Here is a 12,506-nt window from a genome sequence, read left to right as displayed (position 1 = left end):
AGTTTTACGCCGGCCTCAATAATACTTCATAGCCGATGGTTCACAAATATAAACTATGAACCATCAACTATGAAGTAATATTTTTACAACTCCCGCACCCAGATGTTGCGGTAGCTTAGGGGTTCGCTTTTGTCGCCGTGCGCCTGCAATTTGATCGATGCAGGGCCATGTTGAATGTATTCAGGTTTCCCGATATATTTTGTTGGACCGAGCAGGGTAAAATCATTTTCAACCAAAACGCCGTTGAAAAACACAGTTACTTTTGCAGGTGTTTTCACTGTGCCGTCTGTATTAAACGTTGGAGCAGTCCAGATTACATCATAAGTTTGCCATTCGCCCGGCTTTCTGCCCGGATTAGCCAAAGGAATAGCCTGTTTGTAGATACTCCCAGCCATACCATTAACATATGTTTTGTTATTGTACGAATCTAAAACCTGTAATTCATAACCTGCATCGCCTTTACCTAATGATGCTAAAAACACACCGCTGTTTCCCCTTGCCTGTCCCGAACCGGTAATACTTGCCGGCACCTTCCATTCAAGGTGTAATTGGTAATTGGTGAATTTTTGTTTGGTTTCTATATTACCATATTTTTTATTTACGGTGAGCACATCGCCCTTCACATCCCATTTGGCATCTGTTTGGTCATCTGCCTGAACCCATTTGTCAAGGCCCTTCCCGTCAAACAAAATTACGGCGTCAGACGGTGCATCCCTGAATGTATTACCGGGAGTTACCACCTTCGGGATTGGGTCCCATACTTCGGTATCTTCTGGTTTAGCCTGCTGTGCATTCGCCATAAAAAAGCTTCCTGCCAGGGCTGCGGTTAATAATAGTGAGTATTTCATTTTAGTTAATTTAGTTGCTAATTAAGTTAGATTGAGTTTAGTAAGTTGATTGAGTTAGATTCAGTTGATTAGGTTGTATTTGCAATACTAAATAAACTTATTCAACCTACTCAACTTCATCAACCGTTAACTACACGTGCAACACATTCTTGCAATAAGCAGCGCTTTCGGCAATGCTTACATAAGGATCAATGTTGATGTAGTTTTCCTGTTCAACGATAAAGTGTTTCAAACCAGCAAGCTTCGCATGGCTTAAAATTGATTTAAAGTCGATACTACCTTTGCCAATTTCGGTATTCAAATCAGTTTGGGTTTTATCCCTGTCCTTGATGTGGCATAATGCAAACCTCCCCGGGTGTTGTTCAAATAACTTAACCGGATTCTGCCCGGCGCGTACCACCCAGAAAATATCCATTTCCATGTGTACCAACTTAGCGTCAGTTTCCTTTAAAATCGTATCATAAAAGGTAGTTCCGTCGATGGGTTTCCATTCAAAGTTGTGGTTGTGGTAACCCAACTGCAAACCTGCTTTTTTACAGATCTCCGCAGCCTTATTCATTTTTTCGGCAACCATTTTAAACTGGTCGGCACTTTTCAACACCTCGCCATTGATGGATGGAATAATCACATAGGTCATCCCGGTAATGTTAGCGGCCTCGATATACGAGTCAAACGCTTCAGTTTTACCGTCAACCAAATATCCGTTCATATCAAAATGCGCGCTTGGCGTGGTTAGCCCATTGTCCTTTAACAAACTGCTGAAATCTTTAGCATTAAGTCCCCAAAAGCCATTTTGTTTCGAATAACCAAATGGCTCCACTTCCTTATAGCCGGCTGCGGCAACTTTAGCAATAACGCCCTTTACGTCTTTTGGTAGCTGGTCGCGCAAACTGTATAGCTGTAAACCAACTACACTTTTTGGCTTTGCCGATACTAAATGCGGCGCTATCATCAGGCCTGCCGTCACCATCCCGGCCTGGGTTAAAAATTCTCTCCTGGTACTCATAGGTTTTTGTATTTATAGAGTGTATTAGATGTATTTGGTTTAACGGAGTATTAATTCATAGTTGATGGTTCATAGTTCATGGCAGCTGCAGGCTTTTTTTGACCAATGACTACAGCCCAATGACCAGCTAAATATCACAAATTTGGATAGCTTTTCTCAACGAAGCAATCTTGTCCACGTTTTTCGGAACAAACTCCTGCCCTACATAGCCTTTAAAGCCGGTAGCGGCAATGGCACGCATTACGGCAGGATAATAAAGTTCCTGGGTATCGTCAATTTCATGACGACCCGGAATCCCTCCTGTATGGTAGTGTGCGATATATTGGTGATGATCGGTTATGTTCCTGATGATATCGCCTTCATCAATCTGCATATGATAGATATCGAACAACAATTTAAAGTTCTCTGACCCTATTCTTTTAGCCAACTCAGCGCCCCATTTCGATGTATTGCATTGGTAATCCTTATGGTCTATTTTGCTATTTAGCAATTCCATGCACAAAACAACTTTATGCTTTTCGGCCAACGGCAATAGTTTTTTTAAGCCTTCCTCGCAATTCTTCCAACCGGTTTCATCGTCCTTGCCACGCTTGCTGCCACTGAAGCAGATCAGGTTGGTATAACCATTTTTGGCAACCAGGGGAATCATTTCAGTATAGCTTTTTATCAACCGTTCATGAAACTCGGTATCACCAAAGCCATCGGTAAGATTAATCTCGGCTCCGTTGCACATTGGCGAATACATGCCATGCTTTTGAAGCGTAGGCCAATCCTTAGGACCACACAGGTCGATCCCGGTGATGCCGATCTCTTTAGCTGTTACGCAAAGCTGGTCGAGCGTGAGCTCGCTATAGCACCATGGCGAAACGGAATGGTTTATATTGCCTTTTAGTTTGTCGCTCAACTCTTCCTTTCTGTCGTCTGTTGTAAATGATGATAACATGCCTGTTGCGGTGATAGCAGCAGTACCGGCTACAATATTCTTTATTGCCGACCGCCTGTTTTGCTTAATTGCCATAGCTGGTTTTGTTTATGTTCCTTTTGATACAGAACTTTTCTGTATCGACACAATTGAAATACTCCTTTATACTATTTATTTATGGAGCGATAAAATGTATTTAACTATGGTTTTAGCGTCGCCAACAGCTAAGGATGGGTGAGCGCTCATTGCGATGTCGCCCCAATGGCCTTTACCACCTTTGATAACCTTATTAGCCAAAGTATCAATATTAGCGTCGGTCGGTGGGTATTTGGCTGCTATGTCCTTAAAGGCTGGGCCCACCACTTTAACATCCGCTTTGTGGCAAGTATTGCAATCAAGACTGGCCATTAACTTAATAGCAGGGGCTGCTGCACCTGCATCCGCTGCGCCGGTTTTACCTGCACTGGTATCAGCATTTGGTTGAGCGGACTTAGCGGTTTGGTCGGCTGCTGCTGTGCTGTCGGCACCGCCGCCTGATTTAGAACCACCACCGCAAGCAGATATTGCTGCACTTATTAATAGGATTGCAAAAACTTTCTTCATTTTTAGTGTCTTGTTTGTTGTTATAAGGGATTATTGAATTAAAATTTTAATATTTTGTTGTTTAAACAACCGCTGATTTTAAAGGAGCTGTCTTATTTCTAGAGCGCATATAAATTACCAAACCAGCGAACGCAAAAATCAATACGACAGGAATGATAAGTGTAGTATTTAAAACTTCCGGCCCTGCTGCAGACCTCGCTGCATCAAATGCCTTGGCCATATCCGTACCACCGGCAGCAGAACGATAGGCATCGAGGCTTGCCCCGTGAGGAAGTTTCTGTGCCATGATCCGATCATAATATCCACCCATAAAAATCATATAGATAGACACACCGAACATGCCGGCGCCGCCCATAAGGTTAAGTCCTACGGCTCCGGTACGCGGAAGATTCTCTGCAACAAAACCTATCATACACGGCCAGAAAAAGGCTACTCCCAACCCAAAAACAACTGCTGCAAAATAAATAGCATCGCCATGCAGGTGAACCATCAGGTAAATGCCCAAGGCAGAAAGTATCGCAGAAATTAGTAAAACGCCCTGCGGCGCGAGCTTGTGAACAATAGGGCTGGCGAATGCGCGCCCCAGCACTTGTACAGACGCAACAAAAGTTAATATAAGGATAGCATTATCTGTAACCGTTTTAAAAAGCACGTCAGTCCATTGATTTGTAAATAACTCGGTAATCGCTGTACCAAACATGCATATTATCATAAAAAGGAACAAGGGATTGATCAATGCCTTATACATATCTCCGGTACTAACACCCGCCGCTACTCTTTCGGTTACCGGGAACTCCAGCTTAGAGAACAGGAACCCATAAATTAATGTAGGGATTAACATCGCAGCAATTTCGAGTTGCGATATCCAATACGGTTTAGGCGATACTCCATGAGCAAATGTATAATCAAGGCCAAAAACAAGCAACGTGCCAATAACTATCCCAGCGGGAAACCAAAGATGGAAATGGTTAAGCTTTGTTGTTTTGTTATCCGTAAAAAGCGATGCTACTAATGGGTTACACGAAGCCTCAACCGTGCCGTTCGCGATACCTATCAATAGGGTCGATAAAAATAAAGTCCAGTAACCGTTGGCAAAAATGGTCAATAAAATACCGATAAGATGAAATACAAAGGCAGAAACCAATAGTTTTTTCATACCGATGATATCTACAATAAACCCACCTACAATAATGGCCAATGGAAATCCCCAAAACGCTGTAGCGGCTATGGTACCTAATTCAGATGCATTTAGGTGGAATCTTACCCCCTGGTCGTTGAGAATCCCGGCCCTGATGCCAAATGAAAGCGATGTTACCAGTAGCGACAAGCAGCTTGCCCTAAAGAGTTGAGTACGGTTAATGGATTGCATTTTACTAATTTTAGGTTATAATAGTTTTTAAATAATTGGTTTGTTTTTAAATACCAAGCGTTTTACGATTAAAGGCATCGTCAGATCCTGATGCTGCAAAATCATCAAAGGCCTTTTCGGTAACCCTGATAATGTGGTTTTTAATAAACTCCGCTCCCTCGCGGGCGCCGTCTTCCGGATGTTTCAAGGCGCATTCCCATTCAAGCACTGCCCAGCCGGTATAATTATATTGTGTAAGTTTACTAAAAATCGCTTTAAAATCAACCTGTCCGTCGCCTAATGAGCGAAAACGGCCCGCACGGTCGATCCAGTTCTGGTAGCCACCGTAAACACCTTGCTTCCCGGTTGGGTTAAACTCTGCATCCTTAACATGGAACATTTTTATACGCTCGTGGTAATTATCAATATATTCCAAATAGTTAAGGCACTGTAAAACAAAATGCGATGGATCATACAGCAAGCACGCACGGGCGTGATTGTTCACCTTGTCCAAAAACATCTCGTAGGTAATGCCGTCATGCAAGTCTTCTCCCGGATGAACCTCATAACATAGATCTATTCCACAGTCCTCGTAAACATCAAGGATAGGTTTCCAGCGTTTAGCCAATTCATCAAACCCGGTTTCAACAATACCCGCCGGTCTTTGCGGCCATGGGTAAACCATTGGCCAAAGCAACGCACCGCTAAAAGTAACAGACGCATTCAGGCCCAGGTTTTGAGAAGCCTTTGCAGCATATTTTAACTGCTGTACCGCCCACTCCTGGCGGGCCTTCGGGTTTTTACGTAATTCTTTTGGTGCGAATCCGTCAAAAAGATCGTCATAAACAGGATTAACCGCTACCAGTTGGCCCTGTAAATGGGTTGAAAGTTCGGTAATTTCCAGTCCATATGAATTGATCTCGCCCTTCAGGTCTTCCGCATAACCCTTGCTTTCAGCCGCTTTTTGCAGATCGATAAAACGAGAATCCAACGTTGGTAGCTGAAGCCCTTTATAGCCAAGATCCTTAGCCCATTTGCAAATGCCTTCAAGGCTGTTAAACGGCGCGGTATCGCCTATAAACTGTGCTATAAATAATGCAGGTCCTTTTATTGTAGTCATTTTCTGTTAGTCATTGGTCATTGTGTCATTAGTCATTGGTGAACGGAGGTGATAAATAAATCAACACATTTTCAAATTATTCGCACATCCGCACATTTACATATCCGCACATCAGATAACGTAATCCGTCCACTTCTCGTTGCTGTTATTCGAGGCAACTACATTTTCAATAAATGCCATGCCTCTTATGCCGTCTTCAATGCCCGGAAAATCCAGCCATTCGGGTTTTGCTTCTTCGTTGTTTAGTTTCGCTTGTAACGATAATGCAAAATTGCGATACAGATTACCAAATGCTTCGAGGTAACCTTCAGGATGCCCTCCAGGCGTGCGGGTGTTATGAACAGCGTAAGACGATTCTCTGTCGCCATAATTAGCACCAGCCCTTAATATTTGTGCCGGTTTATCAGTCCACTTAATTGTAAGGGTGTTTGGCTCCTGCTGTGCCCATTCAAGGCTACCGTTTTCACCGTAAACTCGAATTTTTAAAGCATTTTCTTCTCCCGCCGCAATTTGCGATGCAGTTAGAACGCCGGTAGCGTTATCTTCAAAGCGTAATAAAATAGCGCCGTCATCATCAAGCATTCTGCCTTCAACAACTACGTTTAATGATGCGTTTAGCTGTGTTATTTTTAATCCCGAGATATACTCGGCCAAGTGAGCGGCATGTGTGCCAATGTCGCCCATGCAACCGCTTTTACCGGATTTTTTAGGGTCGGTTCTCCAAGCAGCTTGCGCATTACCTTCTCTTTCCGAAAGCTTGCTTAACCAACCCTGGATATATTCCACATAAATTTTCCTGACCTTTCCTAACGATCCGCCTTTCACAATTTGCTTTGCCTCCTTAACCATCGGGTAGCCCGAGTAGGTGTGGGTAAGCAGTAACATCAAGCCGGTTTCTTCCAGCTTTTCTCTTAGTGCTTTAGCTTCGTCAAGTGTAAAAGTTATTGGTTTTTCGATAACTACGTTAAAGCCATGATCAAGCGCCATCATTGCAGGTGCAAAGTGAGCAAAGTTTGGTGTAACAATGGTTACAAAATCCATCCTTTTATCCTCAGGCAGCTTACTTTCTGCCGTTATCATTTCCTCGTAGTTCGTGTAGATACGGTCTTCAGGTAAGAACAGTATATGACCGCTTTCAATCGCGGTTTCTTTATGTACGCTTAACGCGCCGCATACCAGTTCAATTAAGCCGTCCATATTAGCGGCAATCCGGTGTATAGCGCCAATAAATGCGTCTTTCCCCCCGCCTATCATCCCCATGCGGAGTTTTCTGTGAGCCATGTTTTTTTAGTGTTGATTGAGTTGAATAAGTTTGATTAAGTTGATTGAGTTAGAATGGGTTATTTAAGTTGAATGAGTTAAAGTTGTAAAAAACTTAATCAACCCATTCAACCTAATCAACCACTCACTAACTTATCAGGTCGCCCAGGCTTTATCGCCTTTTTTGTAGGGCAGGTTTCCATCGTAATGTCCTGGTACGGCAACGTAGCGTAATGCCTTGGTTGCACCAATTTCTGATGTAAAGTAACCTAATAAGGTAAGCTCCTTCATCATCCTGAAATAGTGCGGTTCAACTGTCGGACCTTTATAATCCGGATCGTTTCTGTGCTTGCTATCTTCCCGCTCAGAGGCTTCGTTCTTTTTGGTGTATTCCTTCTGCTCCTTATCTAAATCAACCAGCAGATCCGTTTTTTGCTGAGCGGTCAGCGACATAAATTTTCCGCTGAATTTCTTTGCACTGGCGTCGTCCAGCTTTGAAATACCTTCTAAAAACGTTTTTTGATTCTTGGGCCAATAGCAGTCCTGCACCATTACCGCCATAAAATGGCCAACGTTGGCAGCTTTTGCACCCGGCGAGCTTGTTGTCGGCAAAATGGTATCAGCAACTTCGTTTAAAAAAGCTACAGTATCTGCGTCAAACAGGTCCTCAACCTTACCAGGGCCATTTTTACAGCCCGAAATAAAGAATTCAGCACCTATCACAGCGCCCCCCATCAACAGGGCTACTCTTCCAATGGCATCTCTTCTATTCATAATTAGTGAATTGGTGAATTAGTAATTTTGTGAATAACGAGTTAGTGATTAATTGAATTAGTGATCGAAACTTTTCAATCACTAATTCGCCAATTCACTAATTCATTCTTTTACCTTATGCTTTAAGTTCCCAGCCTTGGCGATACTGGCGTTTTACATATTGGTTAACATCATCAAAGTTTGTAACCTTCATGGCTTTGTTATCCCATAAAAGCTTTATCCTTCCGCCTTTAAGTTCATGGCCGCGTACCGCAAGATTTGCCATCAGCAATGCCTCAGTAAGCGGGCCAGCCTTATCAAATGATGAGCTTAACTCTGTTTTACCGTAACCAGCGATACATCCTTCAACCCATTGCGCATAGTGCCCATCAGCACCACCAGGCACACGTGCCCACTTTTGAGGGGCTTTTGCGTCCTTAGTTAAAGCAGTTGGCAGCAGTGTAGCAGCATCAGAATAGGTGCTGGCATACATTTTACCTTTTGTACCAATAAACAATGTACCATTGCCTTGCTCGCCGCCAAAATCTTCATTAGCTAACAGTTCATCAGGTCTTTCAGGCTCAATGCCACCGTCCATCCAGTGTAAGGTAACATCGCCTTTTGTTTTTTCAGTTTTCGGGAACGTCAGGGTAATGTGGCTTGATGGAGGGCAGCTTTCAGGAAAATGTCCTTCTTCGAAGGAATCAACATAAACACTGCCTACACTAGCTTGTACATCCTTAGCATATTGGATGCCTAATACCCTGAAAGGTGCTTCCACAAGGTGGCACCCCATATCGCCTAATGAACCGGTTCCGTAATCCCACCAGCCGCGCCAGTTAAATGGCACCAGTTTATTAACGTAATCCTTTTTAGGTGCGGTACCTAACCATAAATCCCAATCCAATTCCTTCGGGATATTAGGTTCAGGGGCCGGCCATTTGATACCCTGAGGCCAAACGGGGCGGTTTGTCCAGCAATATACGGTGTGTACATCGCCAATTAAACCAGCATCGTACCATTCCGACATTAAACGTGTGCCGTCATTTGATGAGCCCTGGTTACCCATTTGTGTTACCACTTTATATTTTTTAGCAGCCTCGGTTAACATGCGGGCCTCCCAAATATCATGGGTTAGTGGTTTTTGAACATATACGTGCTTACCCAATTGCATAGCATGGTAAGCTATGATGGCATGGTTATGATCTGGGGTTGAAACAGAAACGGCATCAAAATTCTTCGACTCCTTGTCGTACATTTCGCGCCAGTCTTTATAATATTTTGCTTTCGGAAATTTTGCACGTGTTTTAGCAGCCTGCCTGTCATCCACGTCGCACAAATAAGCAATTTCGGCTTTACCGCTTTTGTAAAAATTGGCGATATCGCTTTGTCCTTTTCCTCCGGCGCCACATCCGGCAACCAGCAGTTTATCGCTCGGTGCGGTATAGCCCTTTCCGCCCAAAACAAAGCGGGGAACTATCATAAAGCCTGCAGCAGCTACTGTTGTGGTTTTCAGAAACTCCCTGCGGGAAGGGTTTGCTTTTTGAACGGTTTCTTTTTCTTCAGCCATTGTATTTAGTTTTTGTATGTTGTTAAGTAGGTTTTTAGATGTTATTCTTTTTCAGTTCTTCCACAGCATGTGCGGCGGCACGGGCGGTAAGCGCCATATAAGTAAGTGATGGGTTCTGGCAAGCGCTAGAGGCCATAGCCGCTCCATCAGTTACAAACACATTCTTTGCGTCCCACACCTGGTTCCACTCGTTAAGCACCGACGTTTTTGCGTCGCGGCCCATACGCGCAGTTCCCATTTCGTGGATTCCCCTACCTAAAACGCCATTGCTGGTAAAAGAATTCACATTTTTCAAACCTGCAGCCTCCAGCATTTCCTTGGCGTCATTTGCCATGTCGATACGCATCTTCTTTTCATTGTCCTTAACCTCAACGTCGAACGACAGGATATTCAATCCCCATTTGTCCTTTTTAGTTTTATCAAGGGTGATCTTGTTTTCGTGGTACGGCAAAGTTTCGCCGAAACCGCCGATCCCCATGCTCCATGCACCCGGTTCGGTTAATGCATCCTTAAATGCCCCGCCAATGTTCATTTCGGCAATATCACGGCTCCAATTTTCGCGGCCCGCGCTGCCCTGGTATCCAAAACCACGAATATAGTCACGTTTTTCGCCATTCAGGTTCCTGTAGCGCGGAATGTAGATCCCATTAGCCCTGCGGCCAAAATAATATTTATCCTGGTAACCTTCAACAGTCCCCGATGCACCTACACCAAGGTGGTGATCCATCACATTATGGCCTAATTCACCGCTGCTGCTGCCCAAGCCACCAGGCCAGATATCAGTTGCTGAATTCATTAGTACCCATGCGCTGTTTAAGGCAGAGGCATTAAGGAAAATTACCTTTGCAAAGTATTCATAAGTCTGATTGGTTTCCGCATCAAGCACTTCTACGCCTTTCGCCTTTTTGGTATCCTTATCGTAAAGGATTTTGGTTACTATTGACCATGGGCGAACAGTTAAATTCTTGGTAGCCATAGCAGCCGGTAAAGTTGATGATTGCGTACTAAAATACGCGCCAAACGGGCAACCTAACCAACATTTATTACGGTATTGGCAATTTGTGCGGGCCTGCAAAGGCTGGGTGATGTTAGCTGTACGGCCAATGATCATGGCACGCTGGTTTTTATAATGCTCCATCACGCGCTTCGCAACATCCTTTTCTACAACGTTCATCTCCATCGGTGGCATAAAATCACCATCGGGCAGAATTGAAAGGTGATCCTTATTGCCGGAAATGCCTGCAAATTTCTCAACATAGCTATACCACGGCGCAAGATCCTTATAACGAATAGGCCAATCGGTACCTATACCGTCGTTTAAATTAGCTTCAAAATCAATGTCTGCCCAACGATATGACTGCCTTCCCCACATTAATGAACGACCACCAACATGATACCCTCTAAACCAATCGAAGCGCTTAACTTCGGTATATGGGCTGTCTTTATCACTTGCCCAATAATCAAGATTAGTTTCATTTAACGGGTAATCGCGCTTAAGAACAGGGTAATCCGCTATCATTTCCTGTGTGCGGCCACCTCTGTGTGGAAATTCCCAGGGATCTTTATTGGCGTTCACATAATCTTTAATGTGCTCGATGTTACGGCCGCGCTCCAGCATAATGGTTTTTAAACCCCTTTCAGTCAGTTCCTTAGCGGCCCACCCACCCGAGATACCTGAACCAATGACAATCGCGTCATATGTATTTGCAGACATGTTATAATGTATAAAAGGTTAAATAAATTTATAGATCGGTAATTGTTAAATGTATGAACAAAAAATTATTGAACAAATATTTTCATTGTGTTTTTTCCACACAATAGGCCGATTTATAGTTTGCACTTGTTAGTTAGCAACGGGCATCTGAAATACATTCCTGATTACAAAGCACTTAGCGCGTCAACCTGCTCAATCGGTAATGCTGTCGATATTACCAATATTAACGTGCAATTGTTACCTCATCGTTGTTTGGCTGCACTTAAATTGTTTTAGCAAAAAATCATGTATAATTAACATTTATAAATATAAAATGCAAAATAACTTCAGTTTAATTTCCGGGGATTTTGAGGTTGATTACGTAGAACAATTTTCTTTGAACTTCTTATTGCAGTGCAGACTCAAAACCGGCCGTAAGTTAGAATTTATACTGTTAGAATAGCCATTTTTTCATTATTTGTAAGTCAATTTTTACACAATCAATGGGATCCTTTCCCTGGTACGATTCCTGTTCAATAATAAACTGTGAAGTACCTCCCTTTTTGCGGGCAGCCTTTAAGATATCCTTTAACGGCAAAATCCCCTGGCCTAATATCGTACTTTCAAAACCATGCCCCATTTCGCCGTTAGTCGAACTTTTAATTTCATCCTTAACATGCATCAGCTCAAACCTATCGGGATATTTATTAATCACATCCAAAGCAATGCCGCCGGGTGATCCGTACATATTTCCTATATCCAGCTGTTGGGCCACGAGCGACGGGTCCGTGTTATTCAAAATAAAATCGAACAAATTACCATCTCCTACTTTTGTACCGAATTCAAAGTCGTGATTATGATAGCCAAACTTCATTCCATGCGCCTTGCATAACTCGCCGCATTTGTTGAATTGTTCCATAAAGCGTTTTAATCCGTCAAGATTGGTGCGCAGGTCCTCATCCAACCATGGGCTTATCACATAGCGCTGGCCAACTTCTGCCGCATCATCAATGGTATATTTCCATTTATCGGTAAAGTCCTTTTTGTCGGTATCCCAATCATGGGCCGTCATTACCGTATGACCGCTTGGCATTTGCATGGATAGGTCATTCAAGATTTTCTTAAATTCTTTGGCGGTATAACCATAAAACTTACGATCGATATAATTAGCGTGTTCCACATGCTTTACTTCCCCTTCACTTAATTTTTTCAGGGTACCCATCGGATCCTTGCCCATCGCGTCCCTTACGGTGTAAAGCTGTACACCTAACCTGGTGATCTTTTTCGGATCAGCCAATGCCAGATCTGGCATTAGCGCTGCACCAGCAACAACCATTGCACTATTTTTTATAAAATTTCTGCGTGATGAATTCATTTTCTGAT

The 12,506-nt window shown here is 43.3% G+C and carries 11 protein-coding genes; all 11 read right to left on the bottom strand.

The window, feature by feature from the left end:
- Positions 1-83 precede the first annotated feature (83 nt).
- The 11 genes from KXD93_RS20090 to KXD93_RS20040 all read right to left on the bottom strand — a co-directional run bounded on the left by KXD93_RS20090 (position 84) and on the right by KXD93_RS20040 (position 12,498).
- A complete protein-coding gene (locus KXD93_RS20090) occupies positions 84-848 on the bottom strand; it encodes a 3-keto-disaccharide hydrolase (protein WP_258139140.1) in 765 nt (254 codons plus the stop codon).
- A 130-nt stretch (positions 849-978) separates the two neighbouring features.
- Positions 979-1,854, bottom strand: coding sequence for a sugar phosphate isomerase/epimerase family protein (locus KXD93_RS20085; RefSeq protein ID WP_258139139.1), 876 nt, complete (start codon positions 1,852-1,854; stop codon positions 979-981).
- 127 nt (positions 1,855-1,981) lie between these two features.
- Positions 1,982-2,872 carry a hydroxypyruvate isomerase family protein gene (locus KXD93_RS20080; protein ID WP_258139138.1) on the bottom strand — a complete coding sequence of 297 codons (891 nt, stop codon included), beginning with the start codon at positions 2,870-2,872 and terminating at the stop codon, positions 1,982-1,984.
- A gap of 75 nt (positions 2,873-2,947) precedes the next feature.
- Positions 2,948-3,379 (bottom strand): c-type cytochrome, encoded by a 432-nt coding sequence (locus tag KXD93_RS20075; RefSeq protein WP_258139137.1) that lies wholly within the window; start codon positions 3,377-3,379, stop codon positions 2,948-2,950.
- A 61-nt stretch (positions 3,380-3,440) separates the two neighbouring features.
- Positions 3,441-4,748: an MFS transporter gene (locus KXD93_RS20070; RefSeq protein WP_258139136.1), complete on the bottom strand. Its 1,308-nt coding sequence runs from the start codon at positions 4,746-4,748 to the stop codon at positions 3,441-3,443.
- 46 nt (positions 4,749-4,794) lie between these two features.
- Complete coding sequence (locus KXD93_RS20065) at positions 4,795-5,847, bottom strand: sugar phosphate isomerase/epimerase family protein (protein ID WP_258139135.1); 1,053 nt, start codon at positions 5,845-5,847, stop codon at positions 4,795-4,797.
- 111 nt (positions 5,848-5,958) lie between these two features.
- Positions 5,959-7,128: a Gfo/Idh/MocA family protein gene (locus KXD93_RS20060; protein WP_258139134.1), complete on the bottom strand. Its 1,170-nt coding sequence runs from the start codon at positions 7,126-7,128 to the stop codon at positions 5,959-5,961.
- A gap of 135 nt (positions 7,129-7,263) precedes the next feature.
- Positions 7,264-7,881 carry a gluconate 2-dehydrogenase subunit 3 family protein gene (locus tag KXD93_RS20055; RefSeq protein ID WP_258139133.1) on the bottom strand — a complete coding sequence of 206 codons (618 nt, stop codon included), beginning with the start codon at positions 7,879-7,881 and terminating at the stop codon, positions 7,264-7,266.
- A 115-nt stretch (positions 7,882-7,996) separates the two neighbouring features.
- Positions 7,997-9,430 carry a Gfo/Idh/MocA family protein gene (locus tag KXD93_RS20050; RefSeq protein ID WP_258139132.1) on the bottom strand — a complete coding sequence of 478 codons (1,434 nt, stop codon included), beginning with the start codon at positions 9,428-9,430 and terminating at the stop codon, positions 7,997-7,999.
- 34 nt (positions 9,431-9,464) lie between these two features.
- Positions 9,465-11,144, bottom strand: a complete 1,680-nt coding sequence (locus KXD93_RS20045; RefSeq protein WP_258139131.1) for a GMC oxidoreductase — start codon at positions 11,142-11,144, stop codon at positions 9,465-9,467.
- 433 nt (positions 11,145-11,577) lie between these two features.
- Positions 11,578-12,498 (bottom strand): sugar phosphate isomerase/epimerase family protein, encoded by a 921-nt coding sequence (locus KXD93_RS20040; RefSeq protein WP_258139130.1) that lies wholly within the window; start codon positions 12,496-12,498, stop codon positions 11,578-11,580.
- Positions 12,499-12,506: the final 8 nt, after the last annotated feature.

The sequence above is a fragment of the Mucilaginibacter phenanthrenivorans genome (genome assembly GCF_024721155.1).
In the GTDB taxonomy this organism is placed as follows: Bacteria; Bacteroidota; Bacteroidia; order Sphingobacteriales; family Sphingobacteriaceae; genus Mucilaginibacter; species Mucilaginibacter phenanthrenivorans.
Note: the sequence above shows the minus strand (reverse complement) of the source record. Positions and strands in the feature narration are given on the sequence as shown.